Raw genomic sequence first — 25,318 nt, forward strand, 5'->3', positions numbered from 1 at the left:
TCGGGTCCTCAGGCTTACCGGATCTGGTTGGCGGTGGTCATCATCTGGTCGGCCGTCTCGATCGACTTGGAATTCATCTCATAGGCGCGCTGCGCAGAGATCAGGTCGGTGATCTGCTGGATGATGTTGACGTTGGAATTTTCGAGATACCCCTGGCGCAGGATCCCGACAGAGGGATCGCCCGGGTTGGCCAGTGTCGCGGCGCCGGAGGCGACCGTTTCGGCCAGGAGGTTGTTGCCCAGCGGCCGCATCCCGGCTTCGTTGACGAAGGTCGACAGGGTGATCTGACCAATTTCGACAGGCGTGTTGTCGTTGCCGGCAAATGCCGAGACGATGCCGGTTTCGGCAATTTCGATCCGGGTGGTGTCGTCGGGAATGACGATGCCCGGGTTCACCTCATAGCCCTGTTGGGTGACGACCTGACCTTCGGCATTGATCCGCAGGTTGCCATCGCGGGAATAGGCCACCGTTCCGTCTGGCATGTTCACGGTCAGGAAGCCGCGCCCCTCGATGGCCAGATCGAGCTCGTTTTCCGTCTGGGTCAGCCCGCCCTGCGTGTTCAGACGGACGGTGCCGGCGGTTCGGACGCCCAGACCGACATCGATCCCCGTTGGCCGGTATGTACCCTGTTCGGAGGTCGGCGCGCCCTCACGTTCGAGATGTTCGTAGAGAAGGTCCTGAAACGAGGCGCGGACCGATTTGAACCCCGTTGTCGAGGCATTGGCGATATTGTTCGAAATGACGTCGACGTTGGTCTGTTGCGCCATCATGCCGGTTGCGGCGATCCCGAGTGCTTTCATGACCTGTCCCCTGCTCCTGCCTGTCTTGTTATGCGGACATCTGGCCCATACGGCGCAGCATGTCCTTTTTCAGTTCGTCTTCGGTTGTCATCAGCTTTGTCGCCTGGTCGTAGGCTTTCTGAATCATCATCAGACGGGTCACTTCCTGGATGGGCTGGACGTTGCTCAGCTCCAATGTGCCCTGTGCCAGTTCAGATCCCTGCGCGGCCCGCGCCATGCTGGCGCGGCCTTCCGGCGGGGCAATCATCGACGCGCCCAGGCGGACATAGCTCTGGATGTCGGGCAGGTCGAACAGACCGATCTTGCCCAGAACGCCGGCATTGTCCGATGCGATCGTGCCGTCGACGGAGATCTTGATTTCTCCGGCGCCGGGCGGGATCACGATATCGGCCCCGCCTTCGTCCAGCACATGAGCGCCGCTGAGCGTGACCAGAGTGCCATTGGCGTTGACCTCGAACTGACCGTCACGTCCGAAAGCCTGCGTGCCTTCGGGTGTGCGGTAGCTCATCCAGGCCTTGCCGCGCACGGCCACGTCCAGCGGGTTATCGGTCCGGGTAAAGGCGCCCTGTTGTTCGTCGAGAAAGGACCCCTCGTCGACCACGAAGTTCGTGCCTTCGCCGACCTCGGCGCCCTCGTCGGGGTGCAGGTAGCTTGAAAAAACGACCCTTTCAGCCTTGAAGCCCGCCGTGTTTGCGTTGGCGATATTGTTCGCCGTCACATCCAGATCGCGCTGCATGGCCCTGGCCAGAGACAATGCCACATACGTGGTGTTGTCCATCCGTTGCCCCTTTGCTCAACTGTCCTCAAACCTTGCGTCCTATCCATTTTCTTTTCTTGCGGATGGCGCATTTTTCTTGGCATTATAGAAGCACCTCCAAGAAAAGAAGTCAATAATTGCGTAGCTATCTTTGCATATCCATTTTTTCGGCCGGAATGGTGCTTGGTCCGGGCGCGTTCGCGGAACAGCCGAAGGTGCAGCCTGCGGTGATCGAGACGCAATATCCCTCGGCGGTGACGCAATCCCCGGCGGTCGGGCCGGCCCCGGTGGCGCAGACCACCTGGGAGGTGCCGCCGGTGCTGTATCAGCCGGCGACCACGCCGCTCCCGTTCATCGAGGCCAGGGCGGCCGGGCTTGAGGTTCTGGGGCGGGCCATGGAAGGCGCCCGGCCGGGTGACGCACCGGGTTCGGCTATGGCGGATGCGCTGATGTCTCTGGCGGCGCTGCATTACCGGTATGCGCTGGCGCCGGAGGGGCTCTCTCTTCTGGCGCGGCTGGACGGGGCGGATCTGTCCCCGCCGATGGAAATGCGTCGCGCGGCGCTGGAGCTGGCGCTTGGGCTGATCGACCCGAGAGGGGCCACCGTGACAGACAGAGCCGCGGCGCTGCTTGGTCCGGATTACGCGGGGTGGCAGGATCAGCCGCTGTTTCTGGCCCTGCGTGCCGTGCGCAATGGCGACCTGTCTGCCGCCGCCCCGTTCCTGGGCGATGCGCGTGACCGGATGGACTATTTCCCACCTGCCTATCGCGCGGAATTTCTGCCCGATCTGCTGGAAGCGGCGATCCACAACGGGCAGTGGCGCGTGGCGCGCGACTTTGCAGGCGAATTCCATGCCAATCCACGGCTGAGCAGCAGTTCCGCGTTTAACTATCTGCTGGGCCGCGCCGCCGAAGCCGGCGGCGATCATCTGGCCGCCTTTGACAGTTACGCTCTGGCCGGGGCGGCCCATGATGGCTATGGGCACCGCGGACGGCTGGCCACGATTGCCCTTGCCCTGCGAAACGAGTTCATGACCGCAGAGGAAGCGCGCGACCTGCTGTTCCGAGAGAGCCAGATCTGGCGGGGCGATGACAGCGCCCTGATGGTCCTGTCGGATATCGCCGCGCTGGATCAGTCTCTGGGCGATCCGGTCGGGGCGATCACGACATATGCCGCGATCCTGGACAGGTTTCCGGACAATCCGGCAGCGGAACTGGCGCGCCAGAAGGCGCGGGCGCTGATTTCGGAAGTGTATGAGGCCGGCGTGTCAGGCGCGCTGCCACTGAGCGAATTTCTCGTGGCGCATCGGCAGATTGCGCCCGATTTCCGGTTTGAGCCCGGTTTCGCAACCCGCGCCGAACAATTCGCCGACAGGTTTCGTGAGCTGGGCTCGACCCTTGTGGCGGCGCAGGAATATCAATCCGTTCACGATCACCTGGCCGTGGCGCGCGACCTTGGTCTGGACGACAGCGTCACCGATACCCGCCTGGATGAACTCCGCCTCAAACAGTCCGAGAGCCTGATCTACGGCGGCCAGTATTCGGCTGCGACGCAGGTTCTGAAAGACCCGCTTCTGTCGGGAGAGCCGGAGCTGGAAGACCGGCGCACTCAGATGCTGGCGACGCTTTATGCCGAAACCGGGCAAAGCGCCGCGGTGCTTGAAACCAGCCAACAGGAGCCGACGGTGGAGTTTTTGCAGCTTCGTGCCGATGCCCGGTTCGATCGCGAAGAATGGGCAGAGGCCCAGTCGGAATATCAGGCGATCTGGGACCGGCTGGGGGCAGAAATGCCATTCGAAAGCGCGCTGCAGTTCCTGCTGTCTGCGTTCCGGTCCGGAGACCTCGACAAGGCCACAGAGCTGGGAGCGGCATTCCCTGAGCTGACCGAGCTGCCGCAATGGGCCGATATTGCACGCGGGCTGACCGACACGCCGGCGCAGGTGTTTCCGTTGCGACAGGACTCGGCGACCAGCCGGGTTGAGAACGCGGGCCGCACGCTGGACGATCTGGATGCGGTCGCGCCTGAGACCAACTGACCCGGACCCGCACGGGCGCCTCAGGGCATGGTTTGTCTAAGGATTGACCGGTGCTGTTCGGGCGGGTGATCCTTGAATGTCACATGTTCCGGCGCAGGATTAAAATTCTCTATTCTTTAACCTCGTTGAAAATCCGATTGACTATATTCGGCTACAAGGGACCAAAACGGATCCCGTAAAAAAACAAACGAGGGGCAGTTATGAGCATTTCCCAGGCGATGAGCTCTGGCGTCAGCGGCCTGATGGCCAATTCAAAGGCTGTCGCAAAGATTTCCTATAATATCGCAAACTCTGACACCAACGGCTATCGGCGCAGCTTTGCCAATATGCTGACCTCTGGCGCATCGGTGCCGGGCAGCGGTTCGGACGCATCTGGCGTCCGGGCGAGCGTTCAGAACGAAAACACCCGCGACGGGACGGTTCTCGGGTCGTCGGTTGCGACCAACCTCGCGATCAGCGGCGACGGGTTCTTTGCTGTGACCCGGGGGATCGACGATGAGGACAACCTCTATACCGGCGAGACCTATCTGACGCGGGCGGGCGATTTTGAAAAGGATGCCAACGGGTATCTGGTCAACTCGGCCGGCTACTACCTCGCCGGGTTCCCCTATGACGAAACCGGCAGCCTCGGCCCGGTCGACCGCAACCAGTTCTCCGGGCTGGAGACGATCAACCTTGCGGATGCGACCATCGCGGGTAACCCCACCTCGACCATGCAGATCACGGGCAACCTGCCGTCGCAGGAAACCGGGCTTACAACGCCGGGCGACGCCTTTGTCAATTCGATGGAATTCTTCACGCCCCTGGGTGAATCCGACCGGCTTCAGTTCTCCTGGCAGCCGACCTCCACGGCCAATGAATGGAGCCTGTCGATCACCGATGCGGACGGCAATTCCTACGGGTCGCTGACCGCAACCTTCAACGACAGCGGCGCGCTGGCCGGCACGCCGTCGGCCTATAGCGCGATCACCAGCACCGCGACGGCGCCGGCTGCCTTTGCGTTCGATGCCACGACCGGGGTCGCCACGATCACGATCGACAACGGCACCTCGCCTCAGGTCATCGAGGTCGAGATGGGCGCGCCCAACACCTTTGAAGGGCTGACGCAGTTCTCCGGCGACTATGTGCCGCTGCAAAGCTCGGGTGACGGGACGCAGTCCGGATCGCTGTCGCGTGCCGAAATCGACAATGACGGCACGGTCTGGGGCATTTTCGACAATGGCATGCGTCGGGCGCTTTATCAGGTTCCGCTGGTGACAGTGCCCAACCCGAACGGGCTGACCACGGCGGATAACACCATCTTTGCCGTCAGCGAGTCCTCTGGTGCATTCACCCTGTCCGAAGCCGGTGTCGGCTCGGCTGGTGAAATCGCCGGGTCCTCCGTCGAAAGCTCCAACGTCGATGTGGCCGAGGAACTGACCGAGCTGATCCAGAAACAGCGCGCCTTCTCGTCGAACTCGAAGATCATCACGACCGCTGATGAGATGCTGAACGAGACAGTGAACCTGAAACGCTGATCCTGACGACTGACGCACCGGGTCGGCCCGGTGCGTCTTTCCTTGCCTGAGTGAGGGCCTGACATGTCTATTCTTTCCGCGATCAACGCCAGCCGCACCGGGCTGATGGCAAATTCCCTGCGCGCCGAACTTGTGTCGGCCAATATCGCGAATGCTCAGAACGAAAGTTACTCCCGACGCACGCTGGATGTGACCGGTGCGCTCAGCGGAGGCGTTTCGATCCTTGGCGTGTCTCGTTCGACCCAGACGGCGATGGATGCCATGTTCCGCGGCGAATGGGCCGCCGCCGCCAAGCAGAGCGTCATGGTCGACAGCCTGACGCTTTACACGACGTCGCTGGGCGAAATCGACAGCGAAACCAGCCTTCCCGGAAGCCTGACGGCCTTTGAAAATGCGATGGCGCTGCTGTCCAACGCGCCCGAGAACGAGACACTTCAGCAACAGGCCGTCTCTGCCGGTCGTCAGCTGGCCACGGCCCTGCAAAGTGCCAGCGGCGGTCTGAGCCAGATGGAAAGCCGTGCCCTGAGCGGGATCGAGACGGATGTCGAGGCCGCGAACGACCTGATGGAAAACGTGGTCCGGCTGAACAGGAATATCGCGGCGACGGCGCCGGGCAGCAATGCCTATGCCGCGCTACAGGACGAGATGGGCGCCACGCTCGACAGCCTCGCCGAGGTGATGGGCATCCAGGTTCAATACGACGAGATGGGCCGCGCGGAAGTCTATACCGAGGGCGGGGTAGAGCTGGTCAAAGGGCTGGAATTCCAGGAACTTGCCTACAACCGGACGACGCAGACACTGACCGCGGGCAATGAAAATATCACGCCGGGTGCATCCGGTCGGCGCGGGTTCGACAGCGGTACGCTGGCCGGCCATATCGAGCTGATGACGGAAACCGTTCCCCAGATGCAGCTGGAACTGGACGAAATGGCGCGGGCGCTGATCGAAGGGTTCGAGGCTGCCGATACCTCGCTTGCCGCGGGTGATCCCGGGCTCTTCACCGATGCGGGGGCGGCCTATAATGCGGCCAATCTCGAAGGCCTCGCGGGCCGTATCACGGTGAACGCCGCGGTCGATCCGACGCAAGGCGGCGATCTGTGGCGGATCCGGGATGGCATGAGCGCCGTGACCGAAGGCGCGGCCTCTGATCCGACGCAGCTGCTGGCCTTTGTCGATATCTTCTCGGCCACGACGGCCTTCGATCCGGCGGCGGGGCAGGGCAGCACCAACACCCTGTCGGAATTCACCTCCGGCATTTTTGCCAAACAGCAGAACGTCCGGGTGGATGTGCAGGCCAGCCTGACATCCCTCTCGGCCAGCGCGGAAACCTATCGCGCGGCCCGGTTGGACGCACGAGGCGTGAACATCGACACCGAATTGCAGAACCTGACGCTGGTGGAACAGGCTTACAATGCGAATTCTCAGGCGCTGAAGACCGCGATCGAAATGATCGATACGCTTCTTGCCGCCGTGTGACGTGAGTGAGGCATAACAGATGATCAACTTCAGCCAGTCCACTTCGACCCTGCAGAGCCTGCTTTACCGGCAGCGCACGACCGTGCAGATGACCAACCTCCTCGCCGAAGCCGAGAAGGAGATGTCAACCGGGCGGCATGCCGACATGTTCAAATCGCTGGGAAGCCAGGCCGTACAGGCGCTGAGCGTCAGGGCGAGCTATGACAGGATCGAGGCACAGCAGGATGCCAATGCCCTGCTGGAAAGCCGGCTTGAATTGATGGCCAGCACGCTGGGCGATATGCGCGAGCAGGCCGAAGAGGTGATGACGCTTGCGCTGGCCAATTTGGATTATTCCTCTTCGCCGACGGTCGAGTTCATGCAGCAATCGGCCAAGGCCGCCTATGATGCGATCGCCAGTCTCCTGAACACGAAGTACAACGGATCGTCGTTGTATGGCGGGATCGACACCGACAAGATCGCCATGAATACCTACGACGGAACGGATGGCGACACGGGGCTCAGCCCCGATGATGTGATGCAGGCCATCATCGGCGGCGGTCTGACCGATGCGACAGATGCAGCCGCCAAGATTGCGGAAATCCAGGCCGCCTTTGATGGCAGCGCCTCCGACGCCAACTGGAACTACGAAGCCAGCTTCTACAATGGCACCCCGGCCGAAGATGGTCTGGGCAACGCCAATCCACGGATGTCGGCCCAGATCGAGGAGGGGGTCCGACTGGACTATGCGGTCCAGGCAAATGACAGCGGTTTCCGGGACTTGATGCGCGGCCTCGCCATGCTGGCCTCGGTTGATGTTGGCGCTATTGCCGATCCGGATGCCTATAATGCCTGGATGAAAGAGGCCTCCTCTGCGCTGAAAAACGGCGTCGACGCGGTGCTGGCCTCGGAATCCAGTACGGGCATGATGCAGCAAACGCTCGACCGGACGCAGGAACGGCTGGACTACAAGATCACGATCCTGACCGATCAGATTTCGTCGCTCGAAGGGGTTGATGCCTATGAGGCCGCTACCCGCCTGACCTCGGTCGAGACCCAGTTGCAGGCCAGCTACGCGGTGACAGCCCGCCTGCAGAGCCTGTCATTCCTGAACTTCATGTAAGTGCTACGGCATGACCGGCGCAGCCGGTTGACGACAGAAAAGGGCACGCCGGTGTGGCGTGCCCTTTTGCTATTCATCGGTCGTAAGCGCCTATGGTGCCGTCAGAAATTTCCAGCCTGACGCAGCTTTTCCTCGGCAGAGGTAAGCTTGTATCCGCGGCCGTGCACGGTTTCGATATAGTGGTGTCCCGACTGGGCAGCCGCGTCGATCTTTTTGCGGATCTTGCAGATGTAGACGTCGATCACCTTGTCGAAAGGCTGATCCTCCGCCATGCCGTAAACGGCATCGTAGATCGCGCCCTTGGACACAACCTTACCGGCCTGCAGGACAAGCTGCTGAAAGATCGCATGCTCCCGGCGCGACAGTTTCACGGTGCCGCCACAGACCTCCGGATCGCGCCCGTCGAAAAAGGCGGTGATCTCTCCGACCTGAATGCTTTCAGACGAATGGCCATGCGCGCGGCGGGTGATGGAATTGATCCGGGATCGCAGTTCTACGGATTTGATCGGAATGACGATGTCGTCATCCGCGCCGGCATCCAGAGTCATGGCCGTGTCGCGCGAGGATCGGAAATCGCGGACCACGATGATGGGATTACGCAGTCCGGCCGCCCTCAGTGTGGTGATCTGGTCGATCACAGAAGGCGTATCGGCCAGAAGAAATGGCCTGTCTTCGTGGCCGTCCCGGTTCACTAACGTCAGATCGCCGGTAAAGAATGTGTCCTGGATCGCCACCGGACGCATCTTTGCCATCCGAAGCTCGTCCATGACTCCATTCAGACGATCCGCGCGCGGCTCGTAAAGATAAATCTGCATACTGCCCCCGATCCTTGTAGGTGGATCGGCCCTTTGTTGGTTTTTCTTGATAGTAGGGACACAAATACGCGAGCGTCAAGCTAAACTGACAAACTACATGAACAGTTTGCAATCTATTCTTGTTTTTTCGGAACAAATGCGGCAACAGTTGTTGTATCGAGCGACAAGAAAAAACAACATGTCCATTTTTCGAACGGCCCTAGCCCTGATCCTGCTTGCCGCCGCACCGGCGCATGCCGATGTGCGCATCAAGGATATCGCCCAGTTCGAGGGCGTGCGGGAGAACCAGCTGGTTGGCTACGGCCTTGTGGTTGGTCTGAACGGCACAGGCGACACGCTGCGTAACAGCCCGTTCACGGAACGCAGCATCGAAGGCATGCTGGAGCGGCTCGGCGTTGGCAATATCTCGGAAGAGAATATGCGGACGCAGAACACCGCCGCTGTCATGGTGACCGCCATGTTGCCGCCCTTTGCACGGCGGGGTTCAACAATCGACGTGGTGGTGTCCTCCCTTGGCGACGCTGAATCCTTGCGCGGCGGCACCCTGATCGTGACCCCGCTTTCGGGTGCGGACGGAGAGGTCTATGCCGTTGCCCAGGGTCCGATTGCCGTGGCAGGCTATGCCGCGCAGGGCGCGAATGCGGAAATCGTCGAAGGCGTTCCGACTGTCGCCCGCATTGAAAACGGGGCAACCGTCGAAAACGAAGTCGAATTCAAGCTCTCGCAGCTGACGTCGTTCCGTATCGCCCTGCGCACACCGGATATCACGACCGCCCATCGTGTGGCGGACCGGATCAACGACAGCCTGGGCCCGCGGACTGCGCAGGCGCTCGACAGCACGACGATCGAAGTCACGGTAAACGACAAGGGGGCCGCGCCGGAGATCATGGCCGCGGTCGAGGGGCTGATGGTGCAGCCCGACAGCCCCGCCAAAGTGGTTATTGACGCCCGGTCCGGCACGATTGTGATTGGCAACAACGTCCGCGTCGACAAGGTGGCGGTCTCGCAGGGCGGTCTGACGGTCATCGTGCGCGAGGATATAGAAGTCAGCCAGCCCAACCCGATCTCGATCGGCGGGACAACCGTCGTGGTGCCGCAGACCGAGGTGCAGGTTGAAGAGAAACAGGCGAATTTCACCATTATCGAGGGCGACGTCAGTCTGCAGCGTCTGGTCGACGGGCTGAACGCCATCGGGGTGACCGCATCGCAGACCATTTCGATCCTTCAGGCCATCAAGGCCGCCGGTGCGCTGCATGCGGACCTGGAGATCATCTGAGGAGGGACCATGGATATTCACGCAGGTGCAGGAACACAGCTCGCTCAGGCTCAGCTTGGTCTGGCGCGGGCAGCCACTCAGCCGGATGCGAGCGTGCAGGCCGCGCGGGAATTCGAGGCGCTGTTTCTGACGCAGGTCATGGATGAGATGCTCAAGACCGTCAATCTCGGCGATATGAGCGGCGGGTTCGCCGAGGAGACGTGGCGCAGCTTTCTGGCCCGCGCCTATGCGGACGAACTGGCCGCGCGCGGAACCACCGGCATCTCTCAGAGTGTGGAGCGGAGCATCGGTGCATATCGCGCCGGTATGATTACCGACATCGCCCCGGTTGAAGCGGCGACGCAGGCCGTGGAGGGCTGATATGAGCAATATGACCGCCGCCGTCACCGTTGTTGACCGCCTTTCCCGGCTGTTGCGGGACGAAATCGCCGCGATCACGGCCGGAAAACTGGGGGTCGTAAACGAACTTTTCCCGGAAAAGCAGGAATTGCTGTCGCAGGTGGAAGAGGTCTTTGCCGCGCCGCGCCCGCTGCTGGAAGATCACCCGCGATCAGCCGAGCTGAGACACAAGTTGGAGGAGATGAGGGAACTCATCGCACAAGATTTCGCGCTATTGGAGAAAATGACCGAAGCTACTGGCGCAGTGATTGAGGAGCTGGATCGCATTCGGGACCGTCATTCCCTGAGCGGAATTTACGGACCGGACGGTGCGAAACGTCCCAAAACCGTGGCGTCGTCGCAACACTTCGACACGTCTCTCTGATCTTCAAGATATCCACAGACTCGGTTAGCTGGTAGGTTCCCCCTACGGGCAGGCCCGTTATTCGACAGAAAGTCGATGACGCGATATAAAAAAATCGGAGCAGAAAATGTCTTCCATCCTTACGAACAACAGCGCGATGACCGCGCTGTCGACTCTGCGTAATATCAACAACACGCTTTCTGACACGCAGAACAAAATCTCCACCGGCCTGAAAATCTCTTCGGGCAAGGACAACGCCGCCTATTTCTCGATTTCCAAAACCATGTCCGGCGACTCCGGCATGTACAAGGCGATCGACGAAAACCTGACGCTGCAGATGAACGCCGTTTCCACCGCCCGCCTGGGTGCGGAAACCATCGTTGAACTGGCAAATGATTTTGTCGAACGTGTCGCCTTTGCGCAGGGTGGCACTGCCGAGGTCCGCGCGGACGTCCAGGCCGAACTGAACGAGTTGGTTGCGCGGATGAACACGACGATTGCCCAGTCGACCTTCAACGGCACCGACTATGTGAGCAACCCGTCGACAGCAATTTCCGTCGTGACCGGTATCAGCCGGACCGGCACCTCCGTCACCACGACGTCGCTGACGTTCAATTCTCAGGATCTGAGCGACATCGCGACCCAGCTGGGCAGCATCAGCCTGCTGACCGCGGCCGCCGATACTGCTGCAGAGCAGACCCTGGCGCTTCAGAATGCGGAAGGACAGCTGAGCGCAGCCATCGCGTCGGCCACCGCCCTGGGCATCGCGGAGAAATCCATCGAAACGCAGAAGGACTTCCTTTCGGAACTGTCCGACCGCCTCGACTCCGGTGTTGGCGCCATGATTGACGCCGATATGGAAGAAGAAGCCGCACGGCTGCAGGCGCTGCAGGTGCAGCAGCAGTTGGCGACACAGTCCCTGTCGATCGCGAACTCCTCGCCTCAGAACATTCTGAGCCTGTTCCAGTAAGCTTCAATACTGACATGACATGACCCCGGAGGGCTGCCCCGTGCAGTCCTCCGGACCGGTGGGCATCTGACAGATGATCCGCCTTTTCCTGCATCCACCGGACGGACGCGGTCCGGTTTCCCGCGCGCTGTTTTCAGCGGCGTGACGGGCTGTGTCCCGTGGCGCTTTGCCATCGGGATGCCTTGGCATTGCCACAAAAAAGCCATTAAAAATCAGTTACTTAAAGAGCACACTCTTAAGGTGTGTTGAAAGATTATCATTTCGCGCAACCTCGGGAATGATAATTTGCAGCTACGGGCAGGCCCGATCCGACAGAAAGTCGGGAAACAAAAAAAATTGGAGCAGAAAATGTCTTCCATACTTACGAACAACAGCGCGATGACCGCGCTGTCGACTCTTCGAAACATCAACACCAATCTGGCATCAACCCAGAACAAGATCTCGACAGGCTTGAGCATCTCTTCGGGCAAGGACAACGCTGCCTATTTCTCGATCTCCAAAACCATGTCCGGCGACTCCGGCATGTACAAGGCGATCGACGAGAACCTGACGCTGCAACAGAACGCAGTGTCGACGGCACGTCTGGGCTCTGAGACTCTGGTGGAACTGGCAAACGAGTTCGTCGAACGCGTGGCCTTTGCACAAGGCGGCACGGATGAAGTGCGCGCCGATGTGCAGGCCGAACTGGACGAACTTGTTGCGCGGATGAAGACCACCATCTCGCAGTCCACCTTCAATGGCACCGACTATGTGTCGAGCACGGCATCGGCCGGTACGGATGTGACCGTTGTGACCGGCATCAGCCGGACAGCTTCGGGCGTCACCACGACCTCCATGACGTTCAAAACTCAGTCGCTGGGCATGATTGCCGATGCGCTGGATGCACTGGACCTTACGGCATCGGCTTCCGCGGATGCGGCGGGCCAGGCGGCCGTGCTTCAGGCTGCTGAAAAGCAGCTGAGCAACGCCATTGCCTCGGCCACGTCTCTGGGCATCGCGGAGAAATCCATCGAAACCCAGAAAGAGTTCCTGACGTCGCTGTCCGACCGTCTCGACTCCGGCGTGGGCGCGATGGTTGACGCCGACATGGAAGAAGAAGCCGCACGGCTGCAGGCGCTGCAGGTGCAGCAGCAGTTGGCGACGCAGTCCCTGTCGATCGCGAACTCTTCGCCTCAGAATATTCTGAGCCTGTTCCGGTAAACCCGGATCTTTTGATACTGCAGAGGGTCGCGGAAACGCGGCCCTTTTTTAATTTATTTTTAATGACCGGGCGTCGTAGATAAAAATTTTTTGTGTCAGCTATGAAGACCCTGCCACAATCCTGATTTTTCGGTTGCTTCTACCTGAAGTGGAACGCGGTCCTGTCGCGTCGACATTTGGTGCCCATTCAGACAGTCGGGCGGGGCTGCCTTGTTTCTGCCACATTCTGCCCAAAAAAAGCCCGAAATACAGTGGCTAGGCCGCAACACAAGAACCCGGGTTCTCGAAAATTGTTATCCACAACCAGAAATTTACTGATATCTTCCGCCCTACGGGCAGGCCCGTTATTCGACAGAAAGTCGATGACGCGATATAAAAAAATCGGAGCAGAAAATGTCTTCCATCCTTACGAACAACAGCGCGATGACCGCGCTGTCTACTCTGCGTAACATTAACAACAGCCTTTCTGAAACGCAGAACAAAATCTCCACCGGCCTGAAAATCTCTTCGGGTAAAGACAACGCCGCCTATTTCTCGATTTCCAAAACCATGTCCGGCGACTCCGGCATGTATAAAGCGATCGACGAAAACCTGACGCTGCAGATGAACGCCGTTTCCACCGCCCGCCTGGGTGCAGAAACGCTGGTCGAGCTGGCAAACTCGTTCCTTGAGCGGGTCGCCTTCGCGCAGGGCGGGACCGATGAGGTCCGCACCGATGTTCAGGCCGAACTGGACGAACTTGTTGCGCGTATGAAGACCACGATCTCCCAGTCGACGTTCAACGGCACCGATTACGTGTCGGGCACTGCGACAGGCGGTTCGGATGTTTCGGTTGTTACCGGTATCAGCCGGTCGGCAACGGGCGTGACCACCACCTCCATGACGTTCAAAACCCAGTCGCTGGGCCTGATCGCCAATACGCTCGACGCGCTCGACATTTCGGCGGCCAGCACGGCTTCGGAACAGGCGACGATCCTGAAAGACGCGGAAACCGAGCTGAGCAACGCCATCGCGTCGGCCACCGCCCTGGGCATCGCGGAGAAATCCATCGAAACGCAGAAGGACTTCCTTTCGGAACTGTCCGACCGTCTCGACTCCGGTGTTGGCGCCATGATTGACGCCGATATGGAAGAAGAAGCCGCACGGCTGCAGGCGCTGCAGGTGCAGCAGCAGTTGGCGACGCAGTCCCTGTCGATCGCGAACTCCTCGCCTCAGAACATTCTGAGCCTGTTCCAGTAATCGGCACATAAAAAGATACGGAAGGGCGCGTTGAGCGGCCTTCCGACCGCAACAACCGGGGTCAACCCGGGAAACCCCAAGACATTCCGCAGAAGCGGAGAATGAGGACAGGCTAAAATGAGCATCGCTGCATACAAGCGGACCATCCGGGAAAGCGAAACGCCCCGCCAGATCGAACGGCGGGTGTTTGTGCGCGTGACCAACGGCATCGCAGAGATTGCCAAACGCTATGACGCGGCCGCAGATCGTCAGACCCGCGCGGATATCCTGGCGACCGAGCTTCAGTACCCTCTGATCGAGAACCAGAAACTCTGGTCGACGATCAAACATGACCTCATGCTGCCGGATAACGGCATCCCGCCCCAGCTGAAAGCCGGGCTGATTTCGCTCGCCCTGTTCGTGGAACGCCAGACCGCGATGATCGTCGGTGGCAACGGAAATGCGGGCGTGCTGGTTCAGATCAACGAAAGCATCATCGCGGGTCTGACCGGGGATGCGCCTGGACCGCGGGGCTGATCCATGGCTCTGCAACTGACACTCAAGCCATACGAGCGCATCGTCATCAATGGCTGTGTCGTGCGCAATGCCTCGCGCAAATCGACCCTGGTTATCGAGACCAAGGCCGATGTTGTGCGGGGTCACGACCTGCTGTCGAAAAAGGCCGCGGTCACGCCGGTCAACCAGGCCTATTTCCTGGTTCAGTCGGCCCTGACTGACCCCGGGATGCAGGACAAACTGCGCAAGCCGATCCAGAAACAGTTGGCCGCGCTTGCCACCACATTTGGCCCGCCGAATGTGCATTACGTCTTCGAAGCGGCCAATCACGTGTCCAACGGCGACTATTACAAGGCGCTGCGCGCGCTTCGTCCGCTTATGAAGCGCGAGGCTGAAATCCTGGGCGTGCATCTGCCGCGGCCGGACAGCATCCGCGAGGAAATGATCCGCGAAGCGCAGGCGGATGAAAGCGTTTCGGAGGCGGCCGTGCGCCGGGTGACGGGATGATATCGATCACGGGGATGACCTCGTTCACGGCGCTGAAGCTGATTGACGCAACGCAGGACCGGCAACTGGAAACGATCCGCAGTCAGGCGCAGCATCAACGCGCGATTGACTATTTCTCCGAGAATATCGGGGATGTCGAAACGGTTGATCAGCTGATCGAGGACCCCGAACTCTATGGCTTTGTGATGCGTGCCTTCGATCTGGAAGACCAGATCTTTGGCAAGGCGATGATCGAAAAGATCCTCAAAAGCAATATCGAAGAGAGCGATGCGCTCGTCAACAAGCTGACGGATGTCCGCTTCCGCGAGATGTATGAGGAACTTGGGTTCGGCACTGACGGTGTCGGAAACCTGAACACGGCCTCGTCGACTTGGCGGCAGGACATGGTGGACCGATACGTCGAGCGACAGTTCATCAACTCTTATGCTGAAGAGAATGAAACCGTTGCCACGGCGCTGGAGTTCCGGAACAAGGTCGCGGATATCGACTCGCCCTACGACATTCTCAAAGACACCGGCATGTCGGAATTTTTCCGGACCGCGCTTGGACTTCCGGAATCTATCGCGCAGCTCGATATTGACCGGCAGGCCGAGATTATCGAAGCGAAGATCGATCTGGAAACGCTGTCTGACCCCGAGGTGCAGGAACAGCTGGTCCGGAAATATATCGCCATTTCGGATATCGAGAATAATACGGCGGCCTCGACCAGTGCGGCGCTAACGATCCTGACCGGATCGGACGCCACCTCGATCATTTCGGCGACGCTCGATATCCTTCCGGTCGGCTTCTCCGCATCCTCGCTGTATCGCTGATCCGCCCCGCGATCCGGATCAGATGAATTCGTCCTCGTCGTCGCCGCCCAGCGGAAGCCGGATGACCTCTTCGTCGGCCAGTTCTTTGGCATAGTCGACCAGACCGGATTGTGCATCGCGCACGTCGCGGCCACGGACCGGGCCCATCGTATTCATCTCTTCTTCCAGCATGTCGCGCGACCGGCCGGGCAGGGCGTTCAGGAAGACATCGCGCACCTCTTTCTTGGCACCGCGCAGCGCCATGGGCAGGGCATTGCCCGGCGCGCCACGCATCACGCGTGCCAGATCCATCGCATCCAGATGAACGAGGTCGTCGAAAATGAACATCTTGCCTTTGATCTGGCCAAAGGTCTCTGGCATGCGCGCTTCCAGCACTTCGGAGAGGTCCTGGAACGCATTGCTGTCGAGCTTGTTGAAAAGGTCGGCCATGCGCTGCTGAAGCTCGCCACTGGTCGGCTGAGCCGGCGCATTGATGATATCGGACTGTAGCGTTTCTTCGATCTGCTTCATCATGTGATGCGGCACGGCTTCCATCCGGATCATCCGTTCGACCACGTTCTGCATTTTCTCCTGACCCAGCAGCGGCAGGACCTTGGCACAGACATCTGTCTTCACGTTGGACAGAATAGCGGCGATAGTCTGGTCGTGCTCGTTCTTCAGGTAATTGGCGATCACCGTTTCCGATAGGCCGGAGAAGCGCGCCCAAAGGTCGCGTTCCTTGAGCGGGCCGCGGATATCCTTGAGGATGCCGTTGACCTGGTCTTCGGGCAGGAAGGACCGCAGCATGTCTTCGGCAACCGCAAAGGACCCGACAACGCCGTTGCCATTTGCCATGCCCTCGGTGAAATCGGTCAGCACCTCTTCGACACGCTCGTTGTCGATGACGCCCAGGCCGGACATGGCGCGGGTAATGGTCTGGATTTCCGCATCGGTAAGTTTCTGCATCATTTCACCGCCCTTCTGTTCGCCGAGGACGAGGAACAGGATCGCCGCCTTTTCCGGCCCCTTGAGGGGGCGGCGCTTTTTGGCGCGGGTCGCGGTGTCGGTGCGCTGACGTTCGGTCACGGCCATGGGGTGGTCCTTTCCTTAACCCGCGCCTGCGGCGGGCAGATAGCTTTCCATCAGCGACCCGGCCAGCATGTACCAGCCGTCGATGAGGACAAAAAAGATGACTTTGAAGGGCAGGGAGATCAGAACCGGCGGCAGCATCATCATGCCAGCCGACATCAGAACCGAGGCAATAATTAGGTCGATCGCCACGAAAGGCAGGTAGAGCAGGAAGCCAATCGAAAAGGCGCGGCGCAGCTCTGACATCATGAAGGCCGGGACCAGTGCGCGCCACGAGGGCGGGGCATCGTCTTCGACAATCGCGGCCGGTGCGGTTTCGCCGTTGACCCGCGCGGCCACGTCTTCGAACAGGGCCAGATCCTTGTCGCGTGTATTGGCGTACATGAAGGTCCGGAAAGGCTCTGACGTGCGCATCAGAGCCTGTTCTTCGGTGATCGAATTTTCGATGAGCGGTTGGATCCCGCCCTCCCAGGCGTCTTCGAAAACGGGCTGCATGACAAAGAACGTCATGAACAGCGCCATCGAGGACAGCACCATGTTCGGCGGCGTCTGATTGAGGCCGAGCGCGGAGCGCAGCATCGAGAAGACGATCACAAATCGCGTGAAAGAGGTCATCACAACCAGCAGGCCGGGTGCGATGGACAGGACCGTCATCGCCGCGACCAGCTGAAGGATGCGGCCGGACAGAGAGGCGCGTTCATCCGATCCGGGGGCGGCGTCGCTCAGGGCTTCGGTGATGGTCGACAGAAGCGAGGCGCCGCCATCCTGTGCCTGCGCGCCATGGGCGTGAAGAAGCACCCCGAGCGCCAGCAGCACTGGGACAAGGTAACGGACGGGGGACCCCGCCCGGACCATTCAGGCCTCTGACACGTAGTCTTTGACGATCTCGATCAGCGAGACACCGACCTTGTCGCCATCAAGCTTGACCAGATCGCCGCGCGCCACGACGCGGTCGTTGATCACGATATCGACCGGCTCGCCGATCTTCTTGTCCAGCTCAATGATCGATCCGCGCGACAGTTTCAGCAGGGATGAGATCGGCATGCGGGTCTTGCCCAGAATGATCTGGATCTGAAGCCCGACATTGAGCATCGCATCGATGTTATAGCCTGTGCCATTGTCGGGCGCCTTGCCCATCATGGCGTCCATGACCGTCGGCTCTTTGTCCGCCGCGGCCTGAGACCCGGTCTCGCTGTTTTCGATCTGCTCGTTCGTGTCGTCTGTTTCGTCCGACATGCGTTTACTCCGCTCTTTTCGATTTTTTTGCCATCGCCTCGATGGTCGCTTTGTTCAGCGCATCTATGATGCCGTCGCAAATGGAGGAGAGGCTGTATTCCATGCTGCCGTGGTCCCATTCGACCTGACAGTCGCCGGGCCGCAGAGAGCTGTCGGGCAGAATGTGGACGCGCCCGTGAAAGCCGGACTGACGGGCGATATCGCCGATCTGCACGGACATGTCCGACGCCAGGTCCGCGGGAAGATGGATCTGCAACGACGCGGCGCCGACGGCCATCCGCAATGTATTGCGAACCTCTTCTTCGACGCGCAGCGTCGCGGTGCGTTCCAGAAGCTCCGGCGCGACCTGTTTGAATACGGTCAGGATGTAATCCAGCACCTGAGCCTCAAGCGACACCCGATGCTGATCGGCCTGACCCAGAAGTTCCTTGATGGACGGGCCGAGCGCAACAAGCGCATCTGCCTGCCGGGCCGCTGTGGTCTCTCCATGTTCGACCGATGCCTCGGCGCGTCCGGCCAGACGGCCATCCTCATAGGCTTCCTTACGGGCCTTGCGTACAGCCTCTTCCAGGTCTTCGGGCGTGTGAATGGCGCGGCGGGCCCGCAGCAGATTGCGGGCCTCAATCTCGGCTTCTTCGTCGAAATTGCGATCAAAGACGAAACTCATGCTTATGCCCCTTCTGCCAGCCAGTTCTTGACGACTTTCATCGCCTGATCCGGTTCATTGTCGATCAGCTCGTGCACTGTGGTCAGCCAGCCGCGCTGCACGCCGCCCTGAACCGCCGCGACATTGACGAGATCATGCGGGTCGCCTGGCCCGAGCGGGTCGAGGATGGTTCCCGTCATGGCGTCGCCGGAAATCGCCGCGCCCGGACGTGCGGCCTGTGCCGTCGGACGTCCGGCGATCTGCGCCTGACTCCGCGGCTGTTCGGCAGTCAGGGCAAGCTCTGCGCCATCCTCGCCAATCGCGGTGTTCTCGTCGGCCGTGCCTTCGGCTTTTTCCGGCAGGGCGCGCTGGATCAGCGGCATCACCCCGAACCGCAGGATCGCGGCGATAAGCGCCAGGGCAAAGAGCCCGCGCAGAATGGACCCCAGATTGTCGCGCAGGACATCGGCAACGCCGCCGCCCACGGGTTCGCCGACATCCATCGAGTAGTCCATGAACCGCAGGCTATCCACGGAAATGCTGTCGCCGCGGCCCTGATCATATCCGATGGCGGCCTGGACCAACTGGTTCAGGCGCTCCAGCTCTTCGGCGCTGCGCTCCTCGTAAACGACATCACCATTGTCCTGAACATTGTAGATGCCGTTGACCAGAACAGCGACAGAGACCTTCTGAATCTGGCCCGGCTCCCGGATCGTTTCGCTCTGCGTATTGCCGATTTCGTAGTTAACGACCTCGTCCGTGCGGTTCAGGGAATTGGAGCTCTGCGTGCCGCCATCGGGATCGGCGAGTGTGGCGGGAATGTCGTCGGCCACGCCAACTTCGCCCTGCGCGCGGTCGACATCCTGACGCGTCTCCTCGCGGGTTTCGGTCGAGCGGACGACACGCTGCGCAGGATCGAAACTCTGGTTCCGGATCACCTGCCGTTCCGAGGTCAGATCAACGCTGACGGTGACCCGGGCATTGCCGGCGCCGACACGGGCCGTCAGAATCTCTGTCACCCGGGCGGCAATGCGGTCTTCGACCGTGGCGCGCATCGCCTGCTGGGATGTCTCGGAGGCGCCATCGCCTTCTTCGCCCAGGACGGTCTCGCCCTTGGCTGTCAGAACGGTCACCTTGCCCGGCGACATTTCCGGAACGGCAGAAGCGACGAGGGCGCGAATGGCCTGCGCCTGCCGGGTCGTGACCTGATAGCCGGCGCGCCCGCGTACGATAATAGAGGCAGAGGGCACGGGCCGGTCACGCGAAAAGGCTTCGCGCTCCGGCAGCACGAGATGGACCCGGGCCGCCTCGACCCCGTCCAGCGTCTGGATAGAGCGGGCCAGCTCTCCCTCAAGCGCGCGCAGGCGGTTAATCTTCTGCATGAAGGTGTTCATTCCCAGACCGGAGCTTTCGTCGAAAAGCTCCCAGCCGGCCGACCCGTCGCCCACAAGCCCCTGACCGGCAAGTTCCATCCGGGCCCGCGCGACATCTTCCTGCGGGACAGAGATTGCCGTGCCGCCACCATCGACCCGGACACGGAACCCCGCCTGCTCCAGCGCGCCGACCATCTGGCTGGCTTCTGCCGGGCTCAGGTTTGTGTGAAGGGCCGCATAGGTTGGCTGCATGACCGTGCGGACGCCAAAAAACAGCGCCGCGGCCAGCACGATGCCGGTCAGCCCAAGCGCAATGAGGCGCCCCTGGCCCAGGGCCTTCAGATTGTCGATCAGGGCCTGCACTGCCGTCCCCCGGGAATTAGATTTATCATTGCCCCAAGAATAGGCTGAACTATCCTTGCATAGCAAGCAAACTTTGTAGTTTATACTTGCATTTCAGCCTGTGTGCGGGCATCTTTTCCAAGAGTTTACAAGAAAAGGCCGGTTTAATCCTTCTTACACAATCGTAAGGCGCGAGAGTAAGAGAAGAATCGGCGAGGCGCAGGCAGAGATTAATCCATGGTCAAAAAGATCATGTCCATCGCGGCGATCGTGCTGCTCGGGCTTGTTGCCCTGGTCGGCGGGCTTATGGCTGCCGTCGGATTCGACAGTGCAATGTCGTTGTTCGGCGGGGGTGATTCTGAGATGGTCGCCGAGGAGGTTGCGCCGCCGCAGCCGCCGGCAGAGCCGGGCAAGACAATCGTTGTCACGCCTTTCAAAGAGATCATCGTCAATATCACCGCCACAACAGCCACAGGCCGGCAGACAACCCGGTTTCTGAAGCTGAATACCGCCCTCGTCTATGACGAGGCGCAGCCTGGCGCGAAACATGTCGAAGAGCGCAAAACCTATCTCCGCGACAGCTTTCAGGACTATCTGCGTCAGCTGTCGGAACGCGATCTTCAGGGCAGCGCGGGGCTGGCCATTCTCAAAGCCGAACTTCTGCGGCGCGCCCGGACGATTTCCGGATCCGAGGCGCCGCAGGAAATACTCATCTCAGACCTGATTGTGCAGTGACCATGGCGAAGGCGGCGACCAAAAACACATCCCAACTTCCACGCGGCGCGCCGGTTGAGGAAGAGATCATACAGCGTGCAAAGCGCTCCTATGCCCGCTTGCCGATCCTTGAGGTCATCTTTGACCGTTTCGCCCTGGCGCTTGGGCCGCGGCTGAAATCCTACGTCGGCGCGGTCTGCGAAGTCACGGTCGACAATATCGAATATCTGCCGACCGGAGAGGCGCTGGACGTCATCCCGAACCCGGCGCTGATGTCGGTTGTCGAAACGGTGTCGTGGGAAGGGCCCTATGCTGTGGTGCTCGACCCGTCGCTGCTGATCTCGGTGCTGGAGATCACATTCGGCGGACGTGCGGCCGATCGCAGTGCATGGAGCCCGCGCAGCTTTACCGCGATCGAGCGGAAAATCGGCCGGGAGATGACGAACATCGTCCTGGAAGAGCTGAGCGAGGTCTTCTCCAAACTGACGGAGACGCAGTTCGCGATCACCCATGTCGAGACGAACCCGCTGGCGCTGGTCCTGGCACCACCAAATACAGGTTGTGTCCGGATGCGGGCGCATATCACGCTCGACGAGCGCGACGGGTATCTCTATTTCATCATGCCGTTCAATGCTTTGGCGGCAGTCCGCAATATGCTTGCCCAACCTTTCCAGGGCGGCGATCTGGGCGGCGACAAGAGCTGGCGGAAGAGCATGACGGAGGCGATCTCGGATACCGAGGTCGTCGTCTCTGCCAGGCTCCACCAGGCTCATGTGCCCATGCAGAAAGTGCTGAACTGGAAGAAGGGCGAGATGCTCGACCTTGGTATTTCGCTGGATCAGCAGGTGACGCTGACCTGTGCGGGCCACGATATGTACACGGCGCATTCCGGCCGGAAGCGCAACGGACGCGTGGCGCTCAAGGTTGAAACCCAGCTCAAAGACGAAGAGGAAATCTCCAATGTCCTATCTGATTGATATTCTGATCCTGCTGCTGCTTGGCGGGACGTTGGGCTATGCATTCCTCGTGGATCGGAGGGTGCGGATGCTGATGGCCGTGCTCAGGGAAATGGAGCCGATGGTTGGCCAGTTTTCCGATGCCGTGGACAAATCCGAGTCGACGGTCTCCATGCTGAAATCGATGAGCGACAAGGTGCGGGCCCCCATCATGACGCGTCCGGCGGAAAAGCGGGAAGAGGTGGTGTCTTTCCGCAGCACTCGCCATGACAAACCCGCCGAACGACCAGCTGGCGTGACCCGGGTTTCCGGCAAATCGGATCTTGTCCGCGGCTTTTTCGAAACTGCCAAGACCCGGGGGGCATAAATGGCTCTGCGTCCTTTTCCGATTATGCTCATGGCGCTGGCGGGGATGGGCGTTGCCAAGCTAAGCGTTGATCTGATGTCGTCGTCAGAGCCACCGTTGCCGGCCGGAGACAGCCTGTTCGTGAGTTCGGCGAATGCCGCCACCGCTGCGACCCCGGACCCGGAAGTCCCCGAAACCATGCCGCGTCCCGTACAGGCCAATGTCTGTCAGACGCCGGAAGAAATGCTCGATGTTATCCAGACAGAGCGCCGGCTTCTTGACGAGCAGAAGGCACTGATCGCCAAGCGGCAGGCCGAGGTTGATCTGGCGACGGAGAAAACCAGGATCGAACAGGCCCGGCTGGAAGAGCTGAAAACGGCGCTCGAAGGATTGCTGGCTAAAGTCGAAGACGCCCAGACCGACGATGTCCGCCGGCTTGTTGCGCTTTATTCCAACATGAAGCCGAAGGATGCCGCGGCCATTATGAACGACCTCGATATCGAAGTGTCGGTCATGGTTCTGGGCACGATGGACGAACGTACAGCGGCTCCGATCCTTGCCGCTTTGAACCCGGTTCGTGCGCGTGCCATTTCCCAGATCATTCTGGAACGCTCCAAATTGCCGGGCGATCAGCGGCTGGACAACCTCAAGCTTTAGGTCCGGACCTGGCGGGGAGCGTGCCGCACCGTTCCGCCGGAGATATCTCTGACACCAAATAAGAAAACCGCGACACAGGCAGGGACCTGGTCGCGGTTTAAATTGTGGTGCGGCGGATCACCCTTACTCAGGTGACGGGCGTCTTATTTGCCGGTGCGGTTCAGAACGGCGCCGGCCGTTGCGGCCATGATCCGCAGGTCGGTCCAGAGCGAAACCTCGCTCAGATACCGGATGTCCAGGCGGACCCGCTCGTCATAGCTGACGTCGTTGCGGCCAGAGACCTGCCACAGGCCGGTGATGCCAGGACGCATGGTCAGATAGGCGGTCCGGCCGTGGGTGTATTTGCGCATTTCTGCGCGGATCACCGGGCGGGGGCCGACAAAGCTCATCTCGCCGGTGATGACGTTCCAGATCTGGGGCAGTTCATCCAGGCTGGTCTTGCGGATGAAATTGCCGAGCCGGGTGATCCGGGGATCATTGGTCAGCTTGTAGTCCCGCTTCCATTCTTCGGCCGCTTCGGGGTTTTCCTTGAGATACTTCTCAAGATGCTCTTCCGCGTTGACGACCATGCTGCGGATTTTCCAGCAGCGGAACGCCTTGCCGTTGCGACCGATCCGGAGATGGCCAAAGAAACCGGGCCCGCCGTCGCGGATTGTCATCAGCCAGAGAAGGGCGATGACAGGAAGGATGACCGGGGCGATCAGCACGACCATAATCAGGTCGAAACCGCGTTTCACAAAGCGGGTGTAGAATTTGCGGCTGTCTTTACGGCAGGCCGCACGGTGAGCGTGAAATGACGCTTCGGTGCCAGTGGCGAAGTTTTGAAATTCAATCGAAGACAAGATGGGTTCCTCGCGTTGGGTAGTGACAGATGGCGGGCCATCTGCGGCCATCGAACGGACCAGTTAAAATTTCTTCGGATTGCGACTTGATCAGAGGGTAGGTGGCGAAAGTTTGTCTGTCCAGATGCTGCATCTGCGAAATGTGGCGATTTCGGCGGTTGGCAACACTTCCGGTGGCAGGATTTTCGGAGTCGGCCGAATTTTCTTAACCGTCAGAAAATCTCTAACCGTCTGATAAGGTTCAATATTTTTTGGACTATTAGCCCTGATGTTCCTTCAGCTGACGCAAGGTCATTTTTAAGTCATGTGCTTTGTGCATGCCGCAATTGCGAAAAGACCGTTTCCGGAATGAGCTGAAAGCCGCCGTTACCGGGTTACTGTTGACATAATCATCCAGAAACCGGGCATGTGCTCAGCCGTTGTTGCACCCTTTGCCGGGGGTATGGACGCGGAAATGCCTCAATTGCCGAATCGGACCGGGGCCTGGGTTCCCTCAGCTGCGTGGCCTAGTCGCGCAGATCCGGTCGGTATTCAATGCGCGTGATCGTGATGCCGCGCTGCGGATCGACTTCGACGATCCGGCCCTCAAGGGGCGATGCCTCCGTAAAGTCATTCGGATAGCCTTTGACGGAGATGGTGACCGCGTGATCGTCCCGCCCCAATTTCTCGAACTGTTCCCAGAGGCTTCTACGGTCGCCGCATTCGAAACTGTTACATGTCTGCGACCGCATTTCCCGCGGCAGGGTGCAGCCCTCGACGCCATGAAACAGGCATGAATTCACCACGGCCTCCTGCGGCAGGCGGGACAGGTAGGCCGTCAGGATCTCTGACGGGGTGCAGCCGGGATTCAATAGACGGTAAACGGCGATCGTCTCCACAGAGATAAATGCCTGCATGCTCATCCCCTGTCGGCAACAGGCGCCCTGACAGGCGATGCAGGACGCCGCAATTGCGGGGATTTCGGGTTTCTTTTGGACCTCCTGTTCGTCGGCCAGCGCGCGAAACCTCGCCATGCGCTCTTCGTCTTCTGCGGTGGCCGGGTCAAAGACCTCGTCGATCAGGTCCATCAGACGACGTGCCATCACGCGCTCTCTGTCCGTGTTCCGCGGCGCGAATTCCGGATTGCAGGATGGGACGGTTGTCGCCGGTATGTCGTCAGGGTTCTGCCCGGCTGCCTTGGCGATATTCGGGAACAGGCGGTCTGTCCGGTCGCGCAGAAGCTGGCGCTGTGCCTCAAGCCGGTCGCGCTTGGTCCTGGCATGGTCCAGCGCGGGGGCGAATTTGGCCTGGTTGACGCAAGCGAGTGTCGTGCAGTCTTCGCCCTGCGCGATCAGGCGGCGGCAGGTGGGGCAGGTCCGGAATGCGGGGTTTTGTGCTGGGGTCATTTTCACCTC

Annotated in this window: 27 protein-coding genes; 17 read left to right on the forward strand and 10 right to left on the reverse strand. The window is 60.2% G+C overall.

From position 1 onward, the window contains the following. Positions 1-14: 14 nt before the first annotated feature. Both flgG and flgF read right to left on the reverse strand, forming a co-directional pair. On the reverse strand, positions 15-800 hold the full coding sequence (flgG, locus tag ACRARG_RS17600) for a flagellar basal-body rod protein FlgG (RefSeq protein WP_432691520.1): 786 nt from the start codon (positions 798-800) through the stop codon (positions 15-17). 28 nt (positions 801-828) lie between these two features. Then, entirely contained in the window at positions 829-1,578 is a 750-nt protein-coding gene (gene flgF, locus ACRARG_RS17605; RefSeq protein ID WP_432691521.1) for a flagellar basal-body rod protein FlgF, read from the reverse strand. Between the two features lie 116 nt (positions 1,579-1,694). On the opposite strand from flgF, the gene ACRARG_RS17610 reads away from it, so the two are divergent. The 4 genes from ACRARG_RS17610 to ACRARG_RS17625 all read left to right on the forward strand — a co-directional run bounded on the left by ACRARG_RS17610 (position 1,695) and on the right by ACRARG_RS17625 (position 7,688). Further along, a complete protein-coding gene (locus ACRARG_RS17610) occupies positions 1,695-3,593 on the forward strand; it encodes a hypothetical protein (protein ID WP_432691522.1) in 1,899 nt (632 codons plus the stop codon). Positions 3,594-3,793: 200 nt separating this feature from the next. Beyond that, positions 3,794-5,110, forward strand: a complete 1,317-nt coding sequence (locus ACRARG_RS17615) for a flagellar hook protein FlgE (RefSeq protein ID WP_432691523.1) — start codon at positions 3,794-3,796, stop codon at positions 5,108-5,110. Between the two features lie 63 nt (positions 5,111-5,173). After that, positions 5,174-6,586, forward strand: coding sequence for a flagellar hook-associated protein FlgK (gene flgK, locus ACRARG_RS17620; protein ID WP_432691524.1), 1,413 nt, complete (start codon positions 5,174-5,176; stop codon positions 6,584-6,586). 19 nt (positions 6,587-6,605) lie between these two features. Further along, a complete protein-coding gene (locus ACRARG_RS17625; RefSeq protein ID WP_432691525.1) occupies positions 6,606-7,688 on the forward strand; it encodes a flagellin in 1,083 nt (360 codons plus the stop codon). Between the two features lie 101 nt (positions 7,689-7,789). Here the strand turns inward: ACRARG_RS17625 and ACRARG_RS17630 are convergent, their stop codons facing one another. Continuing rightward, positions 7,790-8,503: a winged helix-turn-helix domain-containing protein gene (locus ACRARG_RS17630; protein WP_432691526.1), complete on the reverse strand. Its 714-nt coding sequence runs from the start codon at positions 8,501-8,503 to the stop codon at positions 7,790-7,792. 178 nt (positions 8,504-8,681) lie between these two features. Here ACRARG_RS17630 and ACRARG_RS17635 point away from each other — a divergent pair, with 178 nt between their 5' ends. The 9 genes from ACRARG_RS17635 to ACRARG_RS17675 all read left to right on the forward strand — a co-directional run bounded on the left by ACRARG_RS17635 (position 8,682) and on the right by ACRARG_RS17675 (position 15,744). Beyond that, positions 8,682-9,779 (forward strand): flagellar basal body P-ring protein FlgI, encoded by a 1,098-nt coding sequence (locus ACRARG_RS17635; RefSeq protein ID WP_432691527.1) that lies wholly within the window; start codon positions 8,682-8,684, stop codon positions 9,777-9,779. Positions 9,780-9,788: 9 nt separating this feature from the next. Then, positions 9,789-10,139: a rod-binding protein gene (locus ACRARG_RS17640; protein ID WP_432691528.1), complete on the forward strand. Its 351-nt coding sequence runs from the start codon at positions 9,789-9,791 to the stop codon at positions 10,137-10,139. 1 nt (position 10,140) lies between these two features. Continuing rightward, positions 10,141-10,542, forward strand: a complete 402-nt coding sequence (locus tag ACRARG_RS17645; RefSeq protein ID WP_432691529.1) for a hypothetical protein — start codon at positions 10,141-10,143, stop codon at positions 10,540-10,542. A gap of 106 nt (positions 10,543-10,648) precedes the next feature. Beyond that, on the forward strand, positions 10,649-11,491 hold the full coding sequence (locus tag ACRARG_RS17650) for a flagellin N-terminal helical domain-containing protein (RefSeq protein ID WP_432691530.1): 843 nt from the start codon (positions 10,649-10,651) through the stop codon (positions 11,489-11,491). A 348-nt stretch (positions 11,492-11,839) separates the two neighbouring features. Continuing rightward, complete coding sequence (locus ACRARG_RS17655; RefSeq protein WP_432691531.1) at positions 11,840-12,691, forward strand: flagellin N-terminal helical domain-containing protein; 852 nt, start codon at positions 11,840-11,842, stop codon at positions 12,689-12,691. A 393-nt stretch (positions 12,692-13,084) separates the two neighbouring features. Further along, entirely contained in the window at positions 13,085-13,930 is an 846-nt protein-coding gene (locus ACRARG_RS17660) for a flagellin N-terminal helical domain-containing protein (protein ID WP_432691532.1), read from the forward strand. 117 nt (positions 13,931-14,047) lie between these two features. Continuing rightward, a complete protein-coding gene (locus ACRARG_RS17665) occupies positions 14,048-14,446 on the forward strand; it encodes a flagellar biosynthesis regulator FlaF (protein ID WP_432691533.1) in 399 nt (132 codons plus the stop codon). A 3-nt stretch (positions 14,447-14,449) separates the two neighbouring features. Beyond that, the gene (locus tag ACRARG_RS17670) at positions 14,450-14,932 is read left to right on the forward strand and encodes a flagellar biosynthesis repressor FlbT (protein WP_432691534.1); all 483 of its coding nucleotides are present in this window, start codon (positions 14,450-14,452) and stop codon (positions 14,930-14,932) included. Beyond that, positions 14,929-15,744, forward strand: coding sequence for a DUF1217 domain-containing protein (locus ACRARG_RS17675; RefSeq protein WP_432691535.1), 816 nt, complete (start codon positions 14,929-14,931; stop codon positions 15,742-15,744). Before ACRARG_RS17670 ends, ACRARG_RS17675 begins: the two co-directional genes overlap by 4 nt. Positions 15,745-15,762: 18 nt before the next feature. Here ACRARG_RS17675 and ACRARG_RS17680 read toward each other — a convergent pair whose 3' ends face one another. The 5 genes from ACRARG_RS17680 to fliF are packed head-to-tail and all read right to left on the reverse strand — an operon-like array spanning position 15,763 to position 20,430. Then, complete coding sequence (locus tag ACRARG_RS17680; protein ID WP_432691536.1) at positions 15,763-16,815, reverse strand: flagellar motor switch protein FliG; 1,053 nt, start codon at positions 16,813-16,815, stop codon at positions 15,763-15,765. Positions 16,816-16,830: 15 nt separating this feature from the next. Then, entirely contained in the window at positions 16,831-17,667 is an 837-nt protein-coding gene (gene fliP, locus ACRARG_RS17685) for a flagellar type III secretion system pore protein FliP (RefSeq protein WP_432691537.1), read from the reverse strand. After that, positions 17,668-18,048: a FliM/FliN family flagellar motor switch protein gene (locus ACRARG_RS17690; protein ID WP_432691538.1), complete on the reverse strand. Its 381-nt coding sequence runs from the start codon at positions 18,046-18,048 to the stop codon at positions 17,668-17,670. A gap of 4 nt (positions 18,049-18,052) precedes the next feature. Further along, complete coding sequence (locus ACRARG_RS17695) at positions 18,053-18,715, reverse strand: FliH/SctL family protein (RefSeq protein WP_432691539.1); 663 nt, start codon at positions 18,713-18,715, stop codon at positions 18,053-18,055. A gap of 2 nt (positions 18,716-18,717) precedes the next feature. Continuing rightward, the gene (gene fliF, locus ACRARG_RS17700; protein WP_432691540.1) at positions 18,718-20,430 is read right to left on the reverse strand and encodes a flagellar basal-body MS-ring/collar protein FliF; all 1,713 of its coding nucleotides are present in this window, start codon (positions 20,428-20,430) and stop codon (positions 18,718-18,720) included. Between the two features lie 216 nt (positions 20,431-20,646). Here fliF and ACRARG_RS17705 point away from each other — a divergent pair, with 216 nt between their 5' ends. From ACRARG_RS17705 to ACRARG_RS17720, 4 genes are read left to right on the forward strand one after another with little or no spacing between them, the layout of a single operon-like run. Then, entirely contained in the window at positions 20,647-21,144 is a 498-nt protein-coding gene (locus ACRARG_RS17705) for a flagellar basal body-associated FliL family protein (RefSeq protein WP_432691541.1), read from the forward strand. Positions 21,145-21,146: 2 nt separating this feature from the next. Then, positions 21,147-22,100, forward strand: coding sequence for a flagellar motor switch protein FliM (locus ACRARG_RS17710; RefSeq protein WP_432691542.1), 954 nt, complete (start codon positions 21,147-21,149; stop codon positions 22,098-22,100). Next, the gene (locus tag ACRARG_RS17715) at positions 22,084-22,446 is read left to right on the forward strand and encodes a flagellar motor switch protein (RefSeq protein ID WP_432691543.1); all 363 of its coding nucleotides are present in this window, start codon (positions 22,084-22,086) and stop codon (positions 22,444-22,446) included. Before ACRARG_RS17710 ends, ACRARG_RS17715 begins: the two co-directional genes overlap by 17 nt. Beyond that, positions 22,447-23,082 (forward strand): MotE family protein, encoded by a 636-nt coding sequence (locus ACRARG_RS17720; protein WP_432691544.1) that lies wholly within the window; start codon positions 22,447-22,449, stop codon positions 23,080-23,082. It begins immediately after the preceding gene. A gap of 143 nt (positions 23,083-23,225) precedes the next feature. Here ACRARG_RS17720 and ACRARG_RS17725 read toward each other — a convergent pair whose 3' ends face one another. Together ACRARG_RS17725 and ACRARG_RS17730 are read right to left on the reverse strand one after the other, a co-directional pair. Beyond that, on the reverse strand, positions 23,226-23,924 hold the full coding sequence (locus ACRARG_RS17725; RefSeq protein WP_432691545.1) for a sugar transferase: 699 nt from the start codon (positions 23,922-23,924) through the stop codon (positions 23,226-23,228). 506 nt (positions 23,925-24,430) lie between these two features. Continuing rightward, positions 24,431-25,309, reverse strand: a complete 879-nt coding sequence (locus tag ACRARG_RS17730; protein WP_432691546.1) for a hypothetical protein — start codon at positions 25,307-25,309, stop codon at positions 24,431-24,433. Between the last annotated feature and the right edge of the window lie 9 nt (positions 25,310-25,318).

The organism is Pseudooceanicola profundi, assembly GCF_050897955.1.
GTDB lineage: Bacteria > Pseudomonadota > Alphaproteobacteria > Rhodobacterales > Rhodobacteraceae > Pseudooceanicola.